Annotated in this window: 34 protein-coding genes; 1 reads left to right on the top strand and 33 read right to left on the bottom strand. The window is 39.4% G+C overall.

The genetic code is table 11. The features are described 5' to 3' along the window. Positions 1-12: 12 nt before the first annotated feature. Entirely contained in the window at positions 13-1008 is a 996-nt protein-coding gene (locus tag EKM69_RS00585) for a phosphate/phosphite/phosphonate ABC transporter substrate-binding protein (RefSeq protein ID WP_125707048.1), read from the bottom strand. A 250-nt stretch (positions 1009-1258) separates the two neighbouring features. Between EKM69_RS00585 and EKM69_RS00580 the strand changes: the two genes are divergently transcribed. Next, the gene (locus tag EKM69_RS00580; protein WP_125707046.1) at positions 1259-2251 is read left to right on the top strand and encodes a zinc-binding dehydrogenase; all 993 of its coding nucleotides are present in this window, start codon (positions 1259-1261) and stop codon (positions 2249-2251) included. A 79-nt stretch (positions 2252-2330) separates the two neighbouring features. Here the strand turns inward: EKM69_RS00580 and EKM69_RS00575 are convergent, their stop codons facing one another. The 32 genes from EKM69_RS00575 to rpsS all read right to left on the bottom strand — a co-directional run bounded on the left by EKM69_RS00575 (position 2331) and on the right by rpsS (position 19341). Further along, positions 2331-2900, bottom strand: coding sequence for an SOS response-associated peptidase (locus EKM69_RS00575; RefSeq protein WP_125707044.1), 570 nt, complete (start codon positions 2898-2900; stop codon positions 2331-2333). A 24-nt stretch (positions 2901-2924) separates the two neighbouring features. Then, on the bottom strand, positions 2925-3245 hold the full coding sequence (locus EKM69_RS00570) for a DsrE family protein (RefSeq protein ID WP_125707041.1): 321 nt from the start codon (positions 3243-3245) through the stop codon (positions 2925-2927). A gap of 814 nt (positions 3246-4059) precedes the next feature. Next, entirely contained in the window at positions 4060-4452 is a 393-nt protein-coding gene (rpsI, locus tag EKM69_RS00565) for a 30S ribosomal protein S9 (RefSeq protein WP_125707039.1), read from the bottom strand. A gap of 13 nt (positions 4453-4465) precedes the next feature. Further along, complete coding sequence (rplM, locus tag EKM69_RS00560) at positions 4466-4909, bottom strand: 50S ribosomal protein L13 (protein WP_125707037.1); 444 nt, start codon at positions 4907-4909, stop codon at positions 4466-4468. Positions 4910-5034: 125 nt separating this feature from the next. Then, a complete protein-coding gene (gene truA, locus EKM69_RS00555; protein WP_125707035.1) occupies positions 5035-5781 on the bottom strand; it encodes a tRNA pseudouridine(38-40) synthase TruA in 747 nt (248 codons plus the stop codon). Next, positions 5778-6578: an energy-coupling factor transporter transmembrane component T family protein gene (locus tag EKM69_RS00550; protein WP_125707033.1), complete on the bottom strand. Its 801-nt coding sequence runs from the start codon at positions 6576-6578 to the stop codon at positions 5778-5780. The genes truA and EKM69_RS00550 overlap by 4 nt, the downstream gene beginning before the upstream one ends. 3 nt (positions 6579-6581) lie before the next feature. Next, a complete protein-coding gene (locus tag EKM69_RS00545) occupies positions 6582-7436 on the bottom strand; it encodes an energy-coupling factor ABC transporter ATP-binding protein (protein WP_125707031.1) in 855 nt (284 codons plus the stop codon). Further along, positions 7412-8242, bottom strand: coding sequence for an energy-coupling factor transporter ATPase (locus EKM69_RS00540; RefSeq protein WP_164505800.1), 831 nt, complete (start codon positions 8240-8242; stop codon positions 7412-7414). Before EKM69_RS00540 ends, EKM69_RS00545 begins: the two co-directional genes overlap by 25 nt. A gap of 157 nt (positions 8243-8399) precedes the next feature. Continuing rightward, positions 8400-8780: a 50S ribosomal protein L17 gene (rplQ, locus tag EKM69_RS00535; RefSeq protein WP_125707029.1), complete on the bottom strand. Its 381-nt coding sequence runs from the start codon at positions 8778-8780 to the stop codon at positions 8400-8402. A 30-nt stretch (positions 8781-8810) separates the two neighbouring features. Then, positions 8811-9752, bottom strand: a complete 942-nt coding sequence (locus EKM69_RS00530; protein ID WP_125707027.1) for a DNA-directed RNA polymerase subunit alpha — start codon at positions 9750-9752, stop codon at positions 8811-8813. A 63-nt stretch (positions 9753-9815) separates the two neighbouring features. After that, positions 9816-10202 (bottom strand): 30S ribosomal protein S11, encoded by a 387-nt coding sequence (gene rpsK / locus EKM69_RS00525; RefSeq protein ID WP_010018549.1) that lies wholly within the window; start codon positions 10200-10202, stop codon positions 9816-9818. Between the two features lie 16 nt (positions 10203-10218). Next, positions 10219-10584 (bottom strand): 30S ribosomal protein S13, encoded by a 366-nt coding sequence (gene rpsM / locus EKM69_RS00520; protein WP_125707025.1) that lies wholly within the window; start codon positions 10582-10584, stop codon positions 10219-10221. Positions 10585-10605: 21 nt separating this feature from the next. Further along, positions 10606-10722, bottom strand: coding sequence for a 50S ribosomal protein L36 (rpmJ, locus tag EKM69_RS00515; RefSeq protein WP_010624902.1), 117 nt, complete (start codon positions 10720-10722; stop codon positions 10606-10608). A gap of 32 nt (positions 10723-10754) precedes the next feature. After that, positions 10755-10973 (bottom strand): translation initiation factor IF-1, encoded by a 219-nt coding sequence (gene infA / locus EKM69_RS00510; protein ID WP_010624903.1) that lies wholly within the window; start codon positions 10971-10973, stop codon positions 10755-10757. A gap of 101 nt (positions 10974-11074) precedes the next feature. Then, positions 11075-11728, bottom strand: a complete 654-nt coding sequence (locus EKM69_RS00505) for an adenylate kinase (protein WP_125707023.1) — start codon at positions 11726-11728, stop codon at positions 11075-11077. Positions 11729-11752: 24 nt separating this feature from the next. Beyond that, complete coding sequence (secY, locus tag EKM69_RS00500; RefSeq protein ID WP_125707021.1) at positions 11753-13048, bottom strand: preprotein translocase subunit SecY; 1296 nt, start codon at positions 13046-13048, stop codon at positions 11753-11755. Further along, the gene (gene rplO / locus EKM69_RS00495; RefSeq protein ID WP_125707019.1) at positions 13048-13488 is read right to left on the bottom strand and encodes a 50S ribosomal protein L15; all 441 of its coding nucleotides are present in this window, start codon (positions 13486-13488) and stop codon (positions 13048-13050) included. The genes secY and rplO overlap by 1 nt, the downstream gene beginning before the upstream one ends. Before the next feature lie 30 nt (positions 13489-13518). Then, positions 13519-13704 carry a 50S ribosomal protein L30 gene (rpmD, locus tag EKM69_RS00490; protein WP_010624907.1) on the bottom strand — a complete coding sequence of 62 codons (186 nt, stop codon included), beginning with the start codon at positions 13702-13704 and terminating at the stop codon, positions 13519-13521. Positions 13705-13721: 17 nt separating this feature from the next. Further along, positions 13722-14222, bottom strand: coding sequence for a 30S ribosomal protein S5 (gene rpsE / locus EKM69_RS00485; protein ID WP_125707017.1), 501 nt, complete (start codon positions 14220-14222; stop codon positions 13722-13724). 18 nt (positions 14223-14240) lie between these two features. After that, the gene (rplR, locus tag EKM69_RS00480) at positions 14241-14597 is read right to left on the bottom strand and encodes a 50S ribosomal protein L18 (RefSeq protein WP_125707015.1); all 357 of its coding nucleotides are present in this window, start codon (positions 14595-14597) and stop codon (positions 14241-14243) included. A 25-nt stretch (positions 14598-14622) separates the two neighbouring features. Next, positions 14623-15153 carry a 50S ribosomal protein L6 gene (gene rplF / locus EKM69_RS00475; RefSeq protein WP_125707013.1) on the bottom strand — a complete coding sequence of 177 codons (531 nt, stop codon included), beginning with the start codon at positions 15151-15153 and terminating at the stop codon, positions 14623-14625. 30 nt (positions 15154-15183) lie between these two features. Then, positions 15184-15582, bottom strand: coding sequence for a 30S ribosomal protein S8 (rpsH, locus tag EKM69_RS00470; protein ID WP_125707012.1), 399 nt, complete (start codon positions 15580-15582; stop codon positions 15184-15186). A gap of 29 nt (positions 15583-15611) precedes the next feature. Then, positions 15612-15797, bottom strand: coding sequence for a type Z 30S ribosomal protein S14 (locus EKM69_RS00465; RefSeq protein ID WP_048704063.1), 186 nt, complete (start codon positions 15795-15797; stop codon positions 15612-15614). 15 nt (positions 15798-15812) lie between these two features. Then, positions 15813-16355: a 50S ribosomal protein L5 gene (gene rplE / locus EKM69_RS00460; RefSeq protein WP_125707010.1), complete on the bottom strand. Its 543-nt coding sequence runs from the start codon at positions 16353-16355 to the stop codon at positions 15813-15815. 16 nt (positions 16356-16371) lie between these two features. Then, entirely contained in the window at positions 16372-16656 is a 285-nt protein-coding gene (rplX, locus tag EKM69_RS00455; protein ID WP_125707008.1) for a 50S ribosomal protein L24, read from the bottom strand. Positions 16657-16688: 32 nt separating this feature from the next. After that, positions 16689-17057 (bottom strand): 50S ribosomal protein L14, encoded by a 369-nt coding sequence (gene rplN, locus EKM69_RS00450; RefSeq protein ID WP_048704069.1) that lies wholly within the window; start codon positions 17055-17057, stop codon positions 16689-16691. Between the two features lie 31 nt (positions 17058-17088). Further along, positions 17089-17361 carry a 30S ribosomal protein S17 gene (gene rpsQ / locus EKM69_RS00445; protein ID WP_125707006.1) on the bottom strand — a complete coding sequence of 91 codons (273 nt, stop codon included), beginning with the start codon at positions 17359-17361 and terminating at the stop codon, positions 17089-17091. Positions 17362-17384: 23 nt separating this feature from the next. Then, a complete protein-coding gene (gene rpmC, locus EKM69_RS00440; RefSeq protein WP_125707004.1) occupies positions 17385-17579 on the bottom strand; it encodes a 50S ribosomal protein L29 in 195 nt (64 codons plus the stop codon). Then, a complete protein-coding gene (gene rplP / locus EKM69_RS00435; RefSeq protein WP_125707002.1) occupies positions 17569-18000 on the bottom strand; it encodes a 50S ribosomal protein L16 in 432 nt (143 codons plus the stop codon). Before rplP ends, rpmC begins: the two co-directional genes overlap by 11 nt. Positions 18001-18003: 3 nt before the next feature. Next, positions 18004-18675 (bottom strand): 30S ribosomal protein S3, encoded by a 672-nt coding sequence (gene rpsC / locus EKM69_RS00430; RefSeq protein ID WP_125707000.1) that lies wholly within the window; start codon positions 18673-18675, stop codon positions 18004-18006. 17 nt (positions 18676-18692) lie between these two features. Continuing rightward, a complete protein-coding gene (gene rplV, locus EKM69_RS00425) occupies positions 18693-19046 on the bottom strand; it encodes a 50S ribosomal protein L22 (RefSeq protein WP_125706998.1) in 354 nt (117 codons plus the stop codon). 19 nt (positions 19047-19065) lie between these two features. Further along, positions 19066-19341, bottom strand: coding sequence for a 30S ribosomal protein S19 (gene rpsS, locus EKM69_RS00420; RefSeq protein ID WP_125706997.1), 276 nt, complete (start codon positions 19339-19341; stop codon positions 19066-19068). Positions 19342-19346: the final 5 nt, after the last annotated feature.

Raw genomic sequence — 19346 nt, 5'->3', positions numbered from 1 at the left:
GCCTCCTATTTACTATTTACCGATTAATTCGTGTGTAGGTTTGTACCAGTTGTCATCAACCTTAAGAAGTTGTGACTTAGGTCCCTTCTTGTGGAACAATGCAGCTTGTTTTGAACCATCTTTTGCGAACAACTTAGGATCGTTAGCAACTTCGTCTGATGTGAACAAGTCAGCAATTGCTTTACGGTCTTTTTCACTAAGTGTCTTTGTGTTTACTGCAAGTGGACCATTCTGAACTGGTAGAACTGAGATACTTACAACACTCTTACCACGGAAATCTGTAAATGGTGCACCGGCATCTTCTCTAACTGTGAACTTAGCACCTGGTTCTGAGTAGCTACCTGATGTTACTTTCATAAATGGTGTTAGATCAATGTCATCAAATGCTGCAACATCAACATCACCCTTCAACAAGTTAACTGCTGAACCTGGATGTGAGTTACCATAAAGAACTTTTTGGAAGAACTTGCCACTTTCTGAGAATGAATCTTTGTTCTTAAGCTTGAATTCTTTTTGAATTTCATATGTTGGAACGGCAAAACCTGATGTTGAACTAGCTGAAACGAATGAGATCTTCTTGCCTTTAACGTTTTCGATGCTGTACTTGCCATCTTTCTTGTAGTTAGCGGCTTCTTTTTCTGGAACCATCAAGTATGAACGGTAGCTAGCACCCTTGAATGTACCATCTGGACCTGATTCTGTTAGTAAAGGTTCAACCGCTTTGTTCAATGAACGTGCCTTGATATAACCATCAGCACCCATGAAAGCCAATTGAGCTTTACCTGAAGCAATTGCTTCGATTGCAACGTTGTAATCTGTAGTTGTCTTAATATCAACTTTCTTACCTGTTGCTTTTTCAAGTTTAGCTTTCAACTCATTACGTGAAGCTAAATAGTCTTTAGCAGACTCATTTGGATAAAAAACGATTGATAGCTTCTTGCTATCTGAACTATTAGCTGAGCTACTCTTTCCTGAGCATCCGGCTAATGTTCCACCTAATAAGGCCATTAACATTACCCCTAAGCAAATCGTTAAAAAACGCCCTTTTTTCATAAAAAACATACCAACTTTCCTATAACAATTTTTTAGAACATGTAATAGATTATCAATTGAATGTATATTCATTGTTTATTAAATGTAAAGATTTCGAAACATTGTAAAGAATCAGCTTTATATTTGCTTTACATTACATTTACAATTGCCACCCAGTTTTTACATGTTGGGTTAAAATAAGATTAACGATTAGAGGAGGAATCTTATGAAAGCACTAGTAGTTCCCAACCAAAACGCCACAACAATATCTCAACTAGAGGTCACGGAAGTTACTGTACCAGACATTTCTGCTGACGAAATATTGATCAAGCTTCACGCTGTTGGCCTTAACCCGGTAGACTTCAAGTTAGTAGCTGGACATCACCCCAACTGGACTTACCCCCATGTTCTAGGTTTAGACGCCGCCGGAGAAGTAGTGAAAGTCGGTCGCAACAATCCGAAAAACTTTCAAGTCGGTGAAAAAGTTTTTTACCATGGTGACTTGTCTAAAGATGGCTGCTTTGCTGAATACGCTAAAGCTAATTACCACTATGTTGCTCGGATTCCCAATGGCGTTTCCTACTCAGAGGCAGCTTCAGTCTTATGCAACGGAATGACCGCTTATGCCGCCATCCACCGTAAAATGAACTTAACTGGCAAAAAATCGATCTTGATCCACGCCGGAGCTGGTGGTGTCGGAAGCACCGCTATTCAACTAGCCAAATTAGCCGGTCTAACGGTAATAACGACCGTTTCTACTCATAAAGTCGACTGGGTCAAGCAACTGTCCCCCGACTTGATCATCGACTACAAAACAGAAGACACTACGCAAAAAGTTGCCGATTTTACTAACAATGTCGGAGTCGACTTGATCGTCAACACAGTCGGACCCGAAGAAGCGCAAAAAGACCTCGAGCGATTGGCTTACAACGGTGCCTTAATAACGATCGTTGGAGAACCCAAAATGGATAATTACGACCTCAGTGCAATGGGTCAAAGCATCTTAAGCGTCAATCTAGGAGGAGCCCACCAACACAATAATCAGCCCCAAATCGACGACCTAGCGACAATGGCCAGTGAATTAGGCCAGTTATTAGCCGACAAAAAACTAAAATCTATCATTACCAAAACCATTCCTTTTTCAAAAATAGCTAATGGCTTGCAAGACTTGATTGACCGAAAAATATCAGGCAAGATCATCGCTACTTTTGATGACTAATATAGAAGAAATCAAAAACAAACAAAAAAATGCGACTGGAAAAAATATTCCAATCGCACTTTTTTTATGTATATATATGTTATTTATTAACTTCAGCAGACGTCAATTGTGGCATCGCAGACGAAATAAATCGTTGAGCAAAATTGTCATCATAGATCCAAGCATTGATCTGCTTTTTCGACAAGATCAAAGGCATTCGATCATGGATCTGGATCATCGAATCATTAGGCGCTGTGGTAAACAAGACACTTTGCGGTACCCCAGCAAATTGCTTGTAACAACCAGCAATAAACAAAGTCGAAGATTCTGCTCCATAATTGAAGCGATACTTCTGATGACCCTGATTCCACTCAAAAAATCCGGTAGTAGGATAAACGCAACGACGCTGCCTGATCGAGTCCGCAAACATCGGCTTTTGAAAAGCGGTCTCACTACGAGCATTAATAATCGATTGTCCCGGCTTAAAACCAGGGAAGCCCCATTTCATAGCAAGCACTCGTACCTGTCTATCGCCAGCAACGATCAAAGCAGTATCATCCGACGGAAAAATCTCACCAGTCTTAGGCTCAAACCCATCATCCAAAGCCAACTGATAAATCCGCTCAATCTCAGGATTTTCTTCAGGCTCAAACATAAATCGTCCACACATAAACAGACCTCCAAACTGAACTAATTAAAATGTAACAGTATTATCAGCCCATGTCACCATATCAACACAGTCCATCATAGTAGAAATAGGACAGTGAGTCTTATCTTCAAGATGACGAGACATAATGCAAGTACCGCAAGCCAACAAAACACCGCCAGCATCTTGGAAATCAGCCAACTTATCAGAAACATCGAATTGATCATCCTTAATACTCTCGATCTCAACACCTTCGCCCATCAAGAAAAGCTTAACCTCATTGCCCTTCCCCAAAGCAGCAATGCCAAATCTCAAAGAGTTCCAAGCCTTCTCAGCTTCCTTAGTCTCCAAAATAACACCAATTTTCATAAAAAATCCCTCCTAAAAAACTTTGCTGACAAGCTAAAAATAGATTGTGCAACAATTAACTTAATTGTAAAAATTAAGAAGAACAAAGTCAACATGAAAAAGAAAGCGTATTCCATTTAAGAAACAATACCAAAAAAAGGCAACTGCGAGAGTGCGCTCTAGCGGCACGCGAGCAAAAAGATCAACACAAGCCATCTTTTGAACTTGCTTTTGCCTTTGATTTTACCAATAAAGCTAGAAACTGAGATAGACCGAAAAGACTAGGACGAACAAAAAATGCCAACTTGATCAAAAAAATCGGTCCTAATAAACAACAAAGGGGTCTTGTTGCACTATCTAGACGGAGGGGCCCGGGGATACAGACCTCAGCACCTAAATTATTCTTAGCGATTTATCGCTTAGAATAAGACCGAGTTTTGAGATGCCCGAGTGGTTCCCTCGGGTAGCTCAAAATCGCGTCAGGTGCGTTCCCGCCCTTGGTTGTTCGGTGGTGTAGCCACCACCAAATTCGGTTGCGCAAGTGCGTCAGCACTTACGTTCCTCCACTGTATCCTCGGGCCCCGGAGTCGGCAGTGAACCACAAACCAAACTACTACCTCAACATCAAACACACCTAAAATCACAAACGCCACCACAAGAAAAACGCTTCTCGTCTGCTAAAAACTCTCTCACCTCTAGCAAACCTGCACCAAGCAAAACGCTTCTTGTCTTCCAAAAACTCTCTCACCTCAAGCACACCTCAACAAACTTCAACACAAAAAAACACCCGTCCAAAAAGACGAGTGCTTCAAAATGATAATATTTGAGATTTGTATTAACGTTTTGAGAATTGTGATGCTTTACGAGCTTTCTTAAGACCTGGCTTCTTACGTTCCTTCATACGAGGGTCACGTGTCAAGAATCCGGCACTCTTAAGTGCTGATCTAAAATCAGGGTCTACATTAAGTAATGCTCTAGCAATACCATGTCTGATAGCTCCAGCTTGTCCTGAGAAACCACCACCGTTAACGTTTGCGATAACATCGTAGTTAGCGCCTGTTTCAGTAATGTCCAAAGGTTGTTTCATATCAGCAATCAAATTGTCAAAAGGAATGTAGTCTTTGACATCACGTTTGTTGATAGTAATCTTACCGTTTCCTGGAACTAATCTAACACGTGCAACTGAATCTTTACGACGGCCTGTTCCAGCATAAAATACTTCTGCCAAAATGTTTTCCTCCTTAAATTAGTTTGTTGATATCCAACATTTCTGGATTTTGTGCTTGGTGGTTATGTTCAGAACCTGCATAAACATGCAACTTCTTGATTTGGTTACGACCAAGTGTGTTATGTGGTAACATACCGCGAATAGAGTCTTCTACGAATAGTTCTGGTTTTTCTTCACGCTTTTGACCAGCACTGATACTCTTCAACCCACCTGGGTGATCTGAATGAGAATAGTAGATCTTGTTCTTAGCTTTCTTACCTGTTAATTTTACTTGTGCTGCATTGATGATAATAACGTTATCACCTGTATCAACGTTTGGTGTATATGTTGGCTTGTTCTTACCTCTAAGAATTGCTGCAACAACTGATGAAACTCTACCTAGAGCAACGTCAGCTGCATCAATCACATACCACTTACGATCAACTTCATTTGCTTTTGCTAATGGTGTTGTACGCATTTGTTTTCCTCCAGTTCATTGTCTGTTTGACACTCAATAAGTTTCCGGGGCTTATCGTGGGGCAAACAATACCAGGTACAATAATACTTGGTATTTGCTGATAAGTCAATAACTGATCAAGTATTTTATTTGTAAAAAACTTCTTTTAAATACAAACCACTCGCAGGTGCTGTTCCGCGAGCTTCTTGACGATTTTTAACTTTAAATAACCTTAATAAATCATGTTCAGGACGACGACCATTACCGATCTCTAACAAGGTAGCGACTAAAATACGGACCATATTATACAAAAAGCCGTTACCAGTAAATTCGAAGATCAGTTCATTATTGGTTGGAGAATATTCAACCGTTGCCTGATAAATCGTCCGAACTTTATTTTCGATGACGCCACCTGAAGCCGCGAAACTTGAAAAATCATGTTCTCCGACTAAATCATCCAAAGCCGTTTGAATCTTATTGACCTCAAATGAATAAGGATAATGACCTGTATAAAATCGTTTAAAAGGATCTGTATAATGCCCACAGTCAACACGATATTGATACGTCTTCTTAACTACCCCAAAACGGGCATGAAAATCCTCAGCGACGATCTCAGAGTCCTTGACGATAACATCTAGCGGCATTAATGAATTGACCGCTTTTAACATATTATCTGCTGCAATCTCACCAGGATATTCAAATGAGATCACTTGACCTAAAGCGTGAACGCCAGCATCAGTCCGACCAGAACCGATGACCTCAATGTGCTCACCTTTAGCCATCTTCGTCAAAGCTTTTTCTAAAACGCCTTGGACCGTTCTTAACTTAGGTTGGCGTTGAAAGCCGTGAAAGTTTGCACCATCGTAGGCAATAGTTAATTTGTAATTCGTCATCTATAACTCCGTAGTAATAATAATATTGCAGTGACTAAAACCATAAATACGATCGTCCAATTATCACGCTTCGACCAGTTCAAGACGCGATACTTACTACGACCTTCCCCATCTTTGTAGCCACGTGATTCCATGGCAATGGCAAGATCGTAAGCTATCGAGAAACTACTTACAAACAGCGGGATCAAGATAGGAACGAAGGCTTTGATACGTTTGATCAAACCACCTTCACCAAAATCAACCCCACGAGCGCGTTGAGCGTCCATGATTTTGGTAGTTTCATCGATCAATAATGGGACGAATCTTAATGCAATCGACAACATTAAAGCAACTTGAGTCACAGGAAACTTGACCACTTTAAGAGGTTTCAAAATGCTCTCGATTGAATCGGAAATTTCGATCGGCGTTGTCGTTAAAGTCAACAACGTCGAAATAAAAATAATTAAAACAAAACGCATGAAAATATACGCTGCTATCACTAACCCATCTTTGGATAGTGTCAAAAAAGCCCAGTGCCAAATCGGATCATTACTTGGCGTAAAAAATGCTTGTAAAGCGACGGTGAACAAGATCAACCAGAACATCGGTCGCAGGCCCTTGATAAAGAACAGCAGGTTAACTTTTGACACGTAAACAGCGAATAATACGAATACGAGCAAAAATGCATAAGAAGCTACGTTATTGGCTAAAAAGACGATGCCAATAAAATAAAATGTTATTAAAAATTTCAATCGGGGATCTAAGCGATAAATCAGTGAATCACCCGGTAAATAACGCCCTATAATTAGTTTATCCATTTATTAATCACCGTGAATTTGTTCTTTTATTTCAGCGGTCAACTCACTGATAGTAATTGGTAGCTTCGAGAAAGTAAAGCCCTTATCAGCTAACTTCTCAGCAAAAATAGCACTTTGAGGCAAGCTAATGTAATTCTTTTCTAGTAATTCGTGATCATTAAAAATCTCTTGTGGAGTACCCAACCCAACTAAACGACTGTCATGCATGACCATTAGCTTATCGGCATAATTGGCCACATCATCCATGTTGTGGGTGATCAAAATAATTGTCTTGCCTTTTTGTTGCTGTGCTTTAAACAAGTCCATTATTTCTTTACGACCAACTGGATCTAATCCGGCGGTTGGTTCATCCAGAATGATAGTCTCAGGGTCACTAGCTAAAACACCGGCGATGGCCACACGGCGCATTTGTCCACCAGATAAATCGAAGGGTGACTTCTTTAAATATTCTGGTCCTAAACCTACTACTTCGATCATCTTTTCGGCTGCAGCCTTAGCTTCTGCTTCCGTGAAGCCAAAGTTCTTGGGTCCAAACATGATGTCTTTTTCAACGGTATCTTCAAACAACTGACTTTCAGGAAATTGAAAAACCATGCCGACTTTTTTGCGAAGTGGTTTTAAATTCTTATTGTCAGTTTCTGGTGTGATTTGATGGTCACCGACTGTGATCGTACCACTAGTTGGCTTCAATAAGGCATTGATGTGTTTGACCATAGTCGACTTACCACTACCCGTTTTCCCGACGATTGCGGTAAATTGCCCACTTTCAATAGTACAAGAAACATCTGCTAGCCCTAACCCAGACATGGGATTACTGGACTCATAAGAATGAGTTACTTTTTCGAATTCAATTCGCATAGTTTAGCAATGAGTCCCTTCTCAGTAATATATCCGTCAAAATCAATCACATCCTGCAATCCGGCAGCAACTAAGTTGGTAAAAGGTTCTTCAAGCCCATACTCAATTAGTTGCGGTCCTAAATTGTACAAATCTGCAGGAACGGTATCCTTCACGATCTTTCCGGAGTTCAATACTATAATTCTATCAGAAAGTTGTGTCTCTTCAATGTCATGCGTAATAGAAATTACTGTCAAATTTTGCTCAGTCCGCAATTGCTTGATCAAATTGATGACCGTTTTTCGACCTTCGGGATCAAGCATACTAGTCGACTCATCCATGATAATGATCTGCGGCTTGATTGCTAAGACACCTGCGATCGCCACACGCTGCTTTTGACCACCAGATAGTGACTGAGGGTCACGTTTCTTGAAATCTTGCATGTCGACCATTTTTAAAGCACGATCAACTGCTGTGATCATTTCATCGCGAGGCATACCTTGGTTTTCTAACCCAAAGGCCACATCATCTTCGACAGTTGCCCCAACGAATTGATGATCGGGATTTTGAAAGACAATTCCGATCTTCTTACGGGCGTCCCAAATAGTGTCTTCGTCAGTAACGACGCCATCGATCTCGATCGAACCAGATTCACATTCTTCTAGCCCATCGATCAAACGAGTCAAAGTAGTCTTCCCACTACCATTTTTACCAACAATCGAGATCCACTCATTGGCCTTGATATCGAGACTGATCCCGTTGACTGCATAATTATCAGAACCGGGATATTTGTAAAAAACATCTTTGATTGAAATAATATTTTCCATTTGCTCACCTTTGGGTAAAAAAAAATCATTCGACAAATTAGTGTCCCTGTTTCCAGAGATCTCAGAGATAGACTTAGTTAAACTTGTAACCATCATCTTAACACTCACTAATTCATCAGAATGACTGATTTTTTATTAATGAAACTTTATATTATTATTAAACTAATTCAATAATAACCATAGGTGCTGCATCACCACGACGAGGTGCAGTCTTCAAGATACGTGTGTATCCACCGTTACGTTCTTTGTAACGAGGTGCGATATCACTGAATAACTTTTGAAGTGCAGATTGTACTACTACTGCGTCATCATCTTCAGTAATGTTAGCAACTTCATCTCTAACAAATGCTGCAGCTAAACGACGAGCATGCAAATCTCCGCGCTTACCTAAAGTGATCATCTTTTCAGTTGTACGGCTGATTTCTTTAGCACGAGTTTGAGTAGTAACAATACGTTCATTAATGATTAAATCAGTAGTTAAATCGCGTAGCATTGCTTTTCTTTGAGAACTTGTACGTCCTAACTTACGGTAGCCCATGTGTTTACCTCCTGTTTGAATTTGATATAATTAATCTTCTTGCTTTAATGATAATCCAAGATCAGAGAGCTTCTCTTTAACTTCAACAAGTGACTTGCGACCAAGGTTACGAACGCGCATCATGTCTGCTTCAGTCTTTTCAGTTAGCTCTTGCACAGTATTGATACCGGCACGCTTCAAACAATTGTATGAACGGACTGATAAGTCGAGTTCTTCGATTGTCATTTCGAGCTTCTTCTCTTTTTGTGTTTCTTCTTTTTCGATCATCATGTCGGCACTCTTAGCTTCTTCAGTAAGATTTACAAAACTAGTTAAGTGTTCTGTTAGGATCTTAGCAGACAAACTAATAGCTTCTCTAGGACCAATTGATCCATTAGTCCAGATATCGATTGTCAATTTATCGAAGTCGTTTCTTTTACCCACACGAGTATTTTCAACTTGATAGTTGACTTTTTCTACTGGTGTGAAAATCGAGTCAACTGGTAAAACACCGATGGGTGTTTCATCTGTTTTATTTTGTTCTGCAGGAGTATATCCACGACCATTTTTAATTGTCATTTGCATGTGGAAATGTCCACCTTCTGCAACAGTACAAATGTATTGTTCAGGGTCAAGGATTTCCAAGTCATCGTCTGCTTTAATGTCTTTAGCTGTAACTGTAGCAGGACCAGTAATATCTACTTCGGCCTTTAAGCCACCTTCTTCAGCATAAGACTTTAATGAAAGACTCTTAACGTTAAGCACGATTTGTGTAACGTCTTCGATGACTCCATCAACTGCAGAGAATTCATGCAAGACACCATCTATTTGAATATCAGAAACCGCTGTACCAGGTAATGATGCAAGTAATACACGACGTAACGAGTTACCTAATGTAGTACCGTATCCTCTTTCCAACGGTTCGACAATATATTTACCATGATCATTACTTTCTTCAACAGGTGTAATGGTTGGCTTTTCAAATTCGATCATTCGGTTAGTTCCCCTTTCAAAACGAAATGTGTGTAGCTAAAAACATATGGGTATAAGACCATACTATACACGACGACGCTTTGGAGGACGTGAGCCATTATGTGGAACTGGTGTGACGTCGCGAATTGCAGTAATCTCCAAACCTGTGGCTTGTAGTGAACGAATTGCGGCTTCACGACCAGAACCAGGTCCTTTGACAGCTACTTCGACAGTTTTCATACCATGTTCCATTGATTCTTTAGCAGCTGCTTCTCCAGCCATTTGTGCAGCAAATGGTGTTGACTTACGGCTTCCCTTGAATCCAAGTGCACCAGCTGATGACCATGAAACGGCATTACCGTTAACATCAGTGATCATTACTAGTGTGTTATTGAAAGTTGAGTGAATGTGTGCAACTCCAGCTTCAATATGCTTCTTTGTACGACGTTTGCGACCTTTGTTTTGAGCCATGAATTAACCTCCTATCCTACTTTTTCTTACCGGCAATAGAAACTTTCTTGCCTTTACGAGTTCTAGCGTTGTTCTTTGTGTTTTGACCTCTAACTGGTAAACCACGACGATGTCTCATTCCACGGTATGAACCAATTTCTTGAAGTCTCTTGATGTTCATGCTTGTTTCACGACGCAAGTCACCTTCAACAGGGATCTTGTCGATTTCTGCACGGATCTTATCTTCTTGATCAGGAGTTAAGTCTCTTGTACGGACATCTTCTGAAACATCAGCATTTTTAAGTACGTGTTGAGCAGTAGTATTACCGATACCATAAATGTATGTTAGGGCAATAACGATTCTCTTATCACGAGGTAAATCTACACCTGCTATACGAGCCATTAAGTTGCACCTCCTATTTTATTATCCTTGTCTTTGTTTGTGCTTTGGATCTGCAGAGCAAATAATCATAACGCGTCCACGTCTCTTAATTACTTTACAGTGTTCACACATAGGTTTAACGGATGGTCTTACTTTCATATTAAGGAACCTCCATTCCATTAAAATAATTGTTATCTATATCTATATGTAATTCTTCCCTTGGTTAAATCATAAGGTGACAATTCAACAGTGACCTTATCGCCGGGCAAAATTCTAATATAGTGCATACGGATTTTACCCGAAACGTGAGCTAATACTGTAGCTCCGTTTTCAAGTTTCACCTTAAACATTGCGTTAGGCAATGTTTCTGAAATTGTACCTTCTACTTCAATGACATCATCTTTTGCCAAAGATATTAACCTCCATGATCATCGGGATAAATTCATTTGCATACAGCGCCAAATTATACAACAATTTTACGCATATGTAAATAAACCAATGTTAAAAAGTTTTACAAACTTTGTAAAACGTTTTTAACTTCTTTATATACATCATCGATTTCTTGTTCACCATTGATCTTGTGCAACAAGTTTAACTTGTCGTAAAAATCAATTAGTGGAGTATTCATTTCGATGTTTACTTTTAATCTGTTCTTAACTGTCTCAGGTTTGTCATCTTCACGTTGGTAAAAATCATGACCGCCGCAATTATCACAAGTACCTTCGACCTTTGTTGGATTGTAGATTTTGTGGTATGTTGCTCCGCAATTTCTGCAAATATATCTTCCAGATAAACGTTCAACTAGAACTTCTGGCTTAACATCTATGTAGATTACGCCATCGATAGGCTTGTTTACATTCTTTGCAATTGTCTGTAAAGCGTTAGCCTGTTCGATCGTTCTAGGAAAACCATCTAGCATATATCCGCTTTTTTGAACATCGTCTTTGCCTAAACGTTCTTCGACAATAGATTCTGTAACTTCATCCGGAACAAGTTCCCCTTTGTCGATATAAGACTTAGCATCTAGACCAACTTTGGTTTTGTCAGCCATAGCTTGTCTAAACATATCACCAGTCGAAATATGGACAATATCAAAATCTTCTACAATTCTTTCTGCTTGTGTACCCTTACCAGCACCAGGCAATCCCATCAATATAATGTTCATTCTTCACATCTCCCAACAATTTACTTATCTGATAAACCCAACGTATTCACGTTTCATCAACAGACCTCTAAGTTGACGGTCCATCTCAACTGTAACACCAACGATGATAAGTAAACTTGTACCACCTAATCCAATTGATTGAGGTAGGTCGAACAAGTTAGCTGCAAGCAATGGTAGCAATGAAACTAAACCTAAGAAGATCGAACCTACTGTAGATAATCTAAGTAGGACACCGTTCATAAATTTAATAGTTTCATTTCCAGGCCATACGGCAGGAATATATGCACCTTGTTTTTGCAAGTTTTCGGACAACTTTTCCGGATTTACTTGTACGAATGCATAGAAGAAAGTAAATAATACGATCAACAATGTGTAAAGTAATGATCCAGTAGTTGTTTGCATACTGAATATTTCTGATAGTACTTGATACCATGAATCTTCACTGTGATTTGCTTGGAACGCCATCAAAATTGTTTGTGGCGTAACAATAAATGAACTAGCGAAGATAACTGGGATAACACCAGCAACGTTAACTCGTAATGGTAGGAAACTTTCGCTACCACTACCAGCTGCACGTCTTGTGTATTGAATAGGAATTCTACGTGTTGCTTGTTGTACGTATGTAACGAACTGAACAACGATCAAAACAAGAATTACTAATCCAACAATGAAACCAATGTTTCTGGCAAGGTTTGCTGAGTCAGCATTTTGGATATAGTCACGGTAAATTTGTTGGAGTCCTGAAGGGAATCTAGCAACAATACCAGCGAAGATAATAACTGACACACCATTACCTAAACCTTTATCAGTGATTTGCTCACCGATCCAAGTTAGCAACATTGTACCACCGGTAAGAATAATACCGATTGTAATATAAGCTTGTGCATTTGGTGTTTTAACCAAATTCAAACTACTTAATGTATTAAAACCGGCTGTAATACCGATTGATTGTACAAAGCCCAACACGATCGTTAGGTATCTCGTTACTTGGTTCAGTTTTCTACGTCCAACTTCACCTTGTTTACTCCATTCAACAAACTTAGGAACGATGTCCATTTGTAACAATTGAACAACGATCTGTGCAGTGATGAATGGTGATACACCCATTGAGAAGATGGAATAGTTTGATAAACCACCACCAGTAACTGTATCTAGCAATGGGACAAGTCCAGTTGAACTGACCTTGTCCATTGCTGCGGCGTTAACACCTGGTACAGTTATTTGTGAACCCAATCGGTAAATCACAAGTAACATAAGGGTAAAGAAGATTTTCTTTCTAATTTCTTTAACCTTTAGAGCATCTCTGATAGTTCTAAACATTAGATCACCTCGACTGAGCCACCAGCAGCTTCGATAGCTTTGGTAGCGGCGTCAGAGCTTTTAGCAACTTTAACAGTTAACTTAGCTTTTACTTCACCATTGGCAAGTAACTTAACACCGTTAAATTCTTTCTTAACGATTCCAGCTTCCTTCAATGTTTGAAGATTTACTTCAGCACCATCACTGAACTTGTTCAAGTCTTTAAGATTTACGATCGCATATTCTTTGCGGTTGATATTCTTAAATCCACGTTTTGGCATACGACGGAATAAAGGCATTTGTCCACCTTCAAAACCGATACGTGTCTTACCACCAGATCTAGCTAATTGACCTTTTTGTCCACGACCAGCAGTCTTACCAGTACCACTTGAAGTACCGCGACCTAAACGTTTTCTTGAATGTCTTGAACCAGCACTTGGTTTAAGTTCATGTAGTTCCATTCTTGCACCTCCTAATCTATGAATGAATTATTAATCTTTAACTTCTTCAACACTAACTAAATGAGCAATCTTTAATACAGCACCGCGAATAGCAGGATCATCCGGCTTAACAACAGAACTATTAACTCTTCCAAGTCCTAGTTCTTTAACAGTTTTACGTTGAGCAGGAAGGCGGTGAGCTGCACTTCTAATAAGAGTAATCTTAAGTTTAGCCATAGTTACACACCTTTCTTTTAGTTAAGCAAGTTTTGAGCTGAAATTCCACGCATTTCTGATACTGATTCAGCAGTTTTAAGTTCTTTAAGTCCTTCGATTGTTGCACGGATAACATTGATTGGTGTGTTTCTTCCAAGTGATTTACTTGTTACATCACCAACACCAGCTAATTCCATAACGGCACGAACGGAACCACCAGCAGCGATACCAGAACCTTCAACAGCAGGTTTCAACATGATATTACCGGCACCGAATCTACCAATAACTTCGTGAGGAATTGTTGATCCGACCATAGGTACAGTGATCAAGTTCTTCTTAGCATCTTCAACAGCTTTACGGATAGCTTCAGGAACTTCTTGAGCTTTACCAGTTCCGAAACCAACGTGGCCATTCTTGTCTCCAACGATTACGATGGCTGCAAAACGTAGACGGCGTCCACCTTTAACAACTTTAGTAACACGGTTGATTGAAACAACGCGATCTTCTAACTCTAATTGAGATGGATCGATATATGTCATAAGTTTGGTTTCCTCCTTCTAGAATTTTAGCCCATTTTCACGAGCTGCTTCAGCAAGACTTTGAATACGACCATGATACAAGTATCCGGCACGATCAAAGACAACATCGCTGATTTTAGCTTCTTTAGCTCTTTGTGCGATCAAAGCACCAACAGCTTCAGCTTGTTCAACTTTTGAACCGTCTTTAACTTCTTTATCAAGAGTTGAGGCACTTGCTAGCGTTACACCCTTTACGTCATCAATTACTTGAGCGTAAATGTTTTTGTTCGAACGGAACACATTTAAGCGTGGGCACTCAGCAGTACCAGAGATTTTAGCACGTACGCGCTTTTGACGCTTTTGGCGTGCTTTGTTTTTGTCTGGTTTTGTAATCACAATTTTCACCTCATAGATTTATTTACTATTTACCAGTTTTACCTTCTTTACGACGTACATATTCGTCAACATAACGAATACCTTTACCCTTATAAGGTTCTGGTGGACGTACATCGCGGATCTCAGCGGCGAATTGGCCAACTTTTTGCTTACTAATACCTGAAATGTTGATTTCAGTATTAGAAGGAGATTCAATTTTAATACCTTCAGGTGCTTCCATATCAACTGGATGTGAGTAACCAACTGTAAGAGTTAGTGTTGTGCCTTTAACAGCAGCACGGTAACCAACACCTCTAAGTTCAAGTTTCTTTTCGAAACCTTCTGTTACACCAAGAACCATGTTGTTAAGGTTAGCACGCATTGTACCATGAAGAGCTTTTAAGTTGTCATCTTCACGATCAAATTTTGCTTCATTACCTTCAATAGTTAACTTGATCCGTGTGTCGAATTCTCTTGTGATTTCGCCCTTTGGACCTTTAACAGTAATGTTTTCATCTTTTTGTGTAATTGTAACGCCTTCTGGAATTTCAATTACTTTATAACCGATACGACTCAAATTTGTGCACCTCCTTGTTCTTAAAAATTATTACCAAATGTAAGCAATTACTTCTCCACCAACGTGTTGTGCACGGGCTTCTTTATCAGTAATTACACCTTTTGAAGTTGAGATAATTGCAATACCTAGTCCATTAAGAACCTTTGGTACATTATCAGCGTCAACATAGCTACGTAGACCTGGTCTTGAAATACGTTTCAAGCCTGTAATTACGCGTTGTTGATCTTGTCCATATTTAAGGAAAATACGAAGAACACCTTGTTTGTTGTCTTCAATGACTTCGTAATCCTTGATAAATCCTTCGTTCTTTAAAATCTCTGTCATGCTCTTCTTGATGTTTGAAGCAGGCACTTCTAGAGATTCATGCTTTACCATATTGGCATTGCGGATACGTGTTAAGTAATCTGCAATAGGATCTGTCATGACCATTTAATTTACCTCCTTGTTATTAGTTAATTTTACCAACTAGCTTTTCTCATACCAGGAATTTGACCCTCATGAGCTAAATTACGAAGGCAAATACGGCAAAGTTTAAATTTACGATATACAGAATGTGGACGGCCACAGCGTTCGCAACGAGTATATTCTTGTGATGAGAACTTGGCTGGTCTATGGTTACGTACGATTTGAGATTTCTTAGCCAATTTAATGACCCTCCTTTATTTTGTAAATGGCATTCCGATTTGTGATAGAAGTTCACGTGATTCTTCGTCAGATTCAGCAGTTGTTACGATAACAACGTCCAATCCACGAATCTTGTTAACCTTATCATAGTCGATTTCTGGGAAAACCAATTGTTCCTTAAGACCTAATGTGTAGTTACCACGGCCATCGAATGAACGAGTATTTACACCACGGAAGTCACGAACACGAGGTAAAGCGACATTGATTAACTTATCCAAGAAGTCATACATACGGTCGCCACGAAGTGTTACCTTGGCACCGATTGACATTCCTTCACGAAGTCTGAATCCGGCAATAGATTTCTTTGCTTTTGTAATCAAAGGTTTTTGTCCTGAGATCAAGCCTAATTCTTCAACAGCTTCATCAAGGTTCTTTGAGTTAGCAATAGCATCACCAACACCCATGTTAAGAACGATCTTTTCGATCTTAGGTGTTTGCATGATTGATGTGTAATTGAATTTTTCCATCATTGATGGTGTGATTTCTTTTACATATCTTTCTTTTAATGCATTAACCATTTAGTTTTCTCCTTTCTTACTTTTCTTCTTTATTATCAGTTGATTTTGTTGATTTCTTGGCTGTAGATGTTTTCTTAGCTGAACCTTTTACAACTTTTACGTTAGTTGCATCGATAGGTCTTTCAACGTCGACGATTCCGCCTTGAGGTTGTGTGTTAGTTGGCTTTGAATGTTTCTTTACAACATGTACGCCTTTAACAACAACTTTGTTTTCGCTAGGCAAAGCTTTGATTACTGTACCTTGCTTGCCTTTATCGTCACCAGAAATAATTTCAACGTTGTCTCCAGTTTTTACAAACACTATTCAGCACCTCCTGAATTAAATTGATCTCTTTATAGCACTTCTGGTGCTAATGATACGATCTTCATAAAATCGCTATCACGTAGTTCACGAGCAACTGGTCCGAAGATACGAGTTCCTCTAGGTGTTTTATCAGCATTAATAATAACTGCAGCATTTTCGTCAAATCTGATGTAAGAACCATCTGTACGATGTGCACCTGATACAGTTCTTACGATAACTGCCTTGACAACGTCACCCTTTTTAACAACGCCACCTGGTGTTGCTTGTTTGACAGTAGCGACAATAATATCTCCGATATTAGCTGTTTTACGGTTTGAACCACCAAGAACTTTAATAGTTAAAATTTCACGAGCTCCAGAATTATCTGCAACTTTTAGACGGCTTTCTTGTTGAATCACTTATTAGTCCTCCTCTCATCAGTATTTAATACTAGATAATAACTGCTTTTTCGACGATTTCTAATAAACGGAAGCGCTTTGTCTTTGACAAAGGTCGAGTTTCCATAATACGAACAACATCGCCAATTTTAGCTTCGTTCTTTTCGTCTTGAACATAGAACTTCTTTGAGTACTTAACACGTTTGCCATAAACTGGATGCTTCTTGTAAGTTGAAACTTCAACAGTAATTGTCTTGTCCATCTTATCTGAAGTAACGCGGCCTTGGTATACTTTACGATTGTTACGAGTTTCTTTTTCGCTCAACGTGAGATCTCCCTTCCTGTTTATTATTTATCGTTATTTGCTTGATTTTGAACAGTTCTTAATCTTGCGATATTCTTTCTAACAGCCTTTAAGCGAGCTGTGTTTTCCAATTGGCCTGTAGCTTGTTGGAAACGAAGGTTGAATAACTCTTCTTTGTATTGCTTAACTTTATCTTGTAACTCAGTAGCAGTTAGCTCTTTGATTTCACTAGCCTTCATCAGCGCCACCTACTTTCTCCGCTTTAACAAACTTAGTTCTAACTGGAAGTTTGTTTGATGCAAGTCTTAGGGCTTCACGAGCTACTTCTTCTGATACGCCACCGATTTCAAACATGACTTTTTCACGTTTTACTACGGCAACCCAACCAGCAGGAGCACCTTTACCAGAACCCATACGAACACCTACACCCTTAGCAGTGTATGATTTGTGAGGGAAGATTTTAATCCAAACCTTACCACCACGCTTCATGTAACGAGTCATAGCAACACGAGCTGCTTCGATTTGTCTATTTGTGATCCAGCTTGAATCAAGTGCTTTCAAACCATATTCACCAAAATCGACATTCTTACCACCTTTAGCTTCTCCGCGCATCTTACCACGGAATTCACGACGGTGTTTTACACGCTTTGGTACTAGCATAGATTATTCTCCTTTCCCTTCATTGTTGTCTTGATCATGATTAGGCTTTGCAGGAAGAATTTCACCACGATAAATCCAAGTTTTAACACCTAAGTTACCGTATTGAGTCTTTGCTTCAACCCATGCATAATCGATATCTGCACGCAATGTGTGAAGAGGAACAGTTCCCTCTGTATGCCATTCTCTACGAGCCATATCAGCACCGTTTAAACGACCAGATATTTGAATCTTGATACCTTTTGCACCTGCACGACGTGAACGTTGTACGGCTTGACGTTGTGCACGTCTAAATGCGATACGTGCTTCAAGTTGACGAGCAACGTTTTCACCGACAAGTTTTGCATCTAAATCAGGTTTCTTAATTTCAATAATGTTGATGTGAATGTTTCTGTTAACTAATTTGTTTAGTTCGTTACGTAATTTTTCAACTTCTGAACCACCTTTACCAATAACCATTCCTGGCTTAGCTGTGTGGATTGAAATTGTAACATTCTTTGCTGTACGTTCGATTTCAATTCTTGAAACTGAAGCGTTTGAAAGTCTGTTTTCAATGTAATCACGAATCTTAAGATCTTCGTGTAAGAATGTTGAAAAATCTTTTTCTGCATACCATTTGGCATCCCAGTCACGGATAACGCCGACACGGAATCCGACTGGATTAATCTTTTGACCCACTCAAGTTACCTCCAATACTAATCTTTTTCTGTTACTACAACTGTAATATGACTTGTTCTCTTGTTAATTGGTGATGCTGAACCTTTAGCTCTTGGACGGAAACGTTTAAGAGTTGGTCCTTCGTCAACGAAAGCTTCGCTAACTACTAGGTTTTGTGCATCTAAATCAAAATTGTGTTCTGCGTTTGCAATTGCAGACTTAAGAGCTTTGGCAATAATAGGAGAGCCTGCTCTTGGTGTAAATTGCAAAATTGCTAATGCCTCAGCTGCGTTCTTGTTTCTGATCAAATCAATAACAAGGCGGGCCTTACGAGGTGCAATACGAACATTTTTTACTCTGGCTGTTGCAGATGTAATTTCTTGTTCTGCCATCATTTAGTCTCCCTTCTTATTACTTAGTTTTCTTATCGTCTGTTCCATGTCCATGGAATGTACGTGTTGGTACGAATTCGCCCAACTTGTGGCCAACCATATCTTCTTGGATATAAACTGGCACATGCTTACGCCCATCATGAACTGCAATTGTGAATCCTACGAAACTAGGAAAAATTGTTGAACGTCTTGACCATGTTTTGATAACTGACTTTTTGTCTGAATCAACTTGTGCATCGATCTTCTTAAGAAGATGTGCATCTGCGAATGGTCCCTTTTTTAAACTACGACTCATCTTAT

It is taken from the genome of Companilactobacillus zhongbaensis, assembly GCF_003946515.1.
GTDB classification, from domain to species: Bacteria; Bacillota; Bacilli; order Lactobacillales; family Lactobacillaceae; genus Companilactobacillus; species Companilactobacillus zhongbaensis.
Note: the sequence above shows the minus strand (reverse complement) of the source record. Positions and strands in the feature narration are given on the sequence as shown.

Bases quoted from the DNA above. Each gene is read 5' to 3' on its own strand.
- EKM69_RS00575 (WP_125707044.1), bottom strand. From the start codon at position 2,900: ATGTGTGGACGATTTATGTTTGAGCCTGAAGAAAATCCTGAGATTGAG.
- EKM69_RS00545 (WP_125707031.1), bottom strand. From the start codon at position 7,436: ATGCGAATTGAATTCGAAAAAGTAACTCATTCTTATGAGTCCAGTAAT.
- EKM69_RS00505 (WP_125707023.1), bottom strand. From the start codon at position 11,728: ATGAACATTATATTGATGGGATTGCCTGGTGCTGGTAAGGGTACACAA.
- rplM (WP_125707037.1), bottom strand. From the start codon at position 4,909: ATGCGTACAACACCATTAGCAAAAGCAAATGAAGTTGATCGTAAGTGG.
- rpsH (WP_125707012.1), bottom strand. From the start codon at position 15,582: ATGGTCATGACAGATCCTATTGCAGATTACTTAACACGTATCCGCAAT.
- truA (WP_125707035.1), bottom strand. From the start codon at position 5,781: ATGACGAATTACAAATTAACTATTGCCTACGATGGTGCAAACTTTCAC.
- EKM69_RS00570 (WP_125707041.1), bottom strand. From the start codon at position 3,245: ATGAAAATTGGTGTTATTTTGGAGACTAAGGAAGCTGAGAAGGCTTGG.
- rpsM (WP_125707025.1), bottom strand. From the start codon at position 10,584: ATGGCTCGTATAGCAGGTGTAGATTTACCTCGTGATAAGAGAATCGTT.
- rplE (WP_125707010.1), bottom strand. From the start codon at position 16,355: ATGGTTAATGCATTAAAAGAAAGATATGTAAAAGAAATCACACCATCA.
- rpmD (WP_010624907.1), bottom strand. From the start codon at position 13,704: ATGGCTAAACTTAAGATTACTCTTATTAGAAGTGCAGCTCACCGCCTT.
- rplQ (WP_125707029.1), bottom strand. From the start codon at position 8,780: ATGGGCTACCGTAAGTTAGGACGTACAAGTTCTCAAAGAAAAGCAATG.
- rpsE (WP_125707017.1), bottom strand. From the start codon at position 14,222: ATGACATATATCGATCCATCTCAATTAGAGTTAGAAGATCGCGTTGTT.
- rpmC (WP_125707004.1), bottom strand. From the start codon at position 17,579: ATGAAGGCTAGTGAAATCAAAGAGCTAACTGCTACTGAGTTACAAGAT.
- secY (WP_125707021.1), bottom strand. From the start codon at position 13,048: ATGTTTAGAACTATCAGAGATGCTCTAAAGGTTAAAGAAATTAGAAAG.
- EKM69_RS00580 (WP_125707046.1), top strand. From the start codon at position 1,259: ATGAAAGCACTAGTAGTTCCCAACCAAAACGCCACAACAATATCTCAA.
- rpsS (WP_125706997.1), bottom strand. From the start codon at position 19,341: ATGAGTCGTAGTTTAAAAAAGGGACCATTCGCAGATGCACATCTTCTT.
- EKM69_RS00550 (WP_125707033.1), bottom strand. From the start codon at position 6,578: ATGGATAAACTAATTATAGGGCGTTATTTACCGGGTGATTCACTGATT.
- EKM69_RS00585 (WP_125707048.1), bottom strand. From the start codon at position 1,008: ATGGCCTTATTAGGTGGAACATTAGCCGGATGCTCAGGAAAGAGTAGC.
- EKM69_RS00540 (WP_164505800.1), bottom strand. From the start codon at position 8,242: ATGGAAAATATTATTTCAATCAAAGATGTTTTTTACAAATATCCCGGT.
- rplO (WP_125707019.1), bottom strand. From the start codon at position 13,488: ATGGAACTACATGAACTTAAACCAAGTGCTGGTTCAAGACATTCAAGA.
- rplP (WP_125707002.1), bottom strand. From the start codon at position 18,000: ATGCTAGTACCAAAGCGTGTAAAACACCGTCGTGAATTCCGTGGTAAG.
- rpsK (WP_010018549.1), bottom strand. From the start codon at position 10,202: ATGGCTCAAAACAAAGGTCGCAAACGTCGTACAAAGAAGCATATTGAA.
- EKM69_RS00530 (WP_125707027.1), bottom strand. From the start codon at position 9,752: ATGATCGAATTTGAAAAGCCAACCATTACACCTGTTGAAGAAAGTAAT.
- rplV (WP_125706998.1), bottom strand. From the start codon at position 19,046: ATGGCAGAACAAGAAATTACATCTGCAACAGCCAGAGTAAAAAATGTT.
- rpmJ (WP_010624902.1), bottom strand. From the start codon at position 10,722: ATGAAAGTAAGACCATCCGTTAAACCTATGTGTGAACACTGTAAAGTA.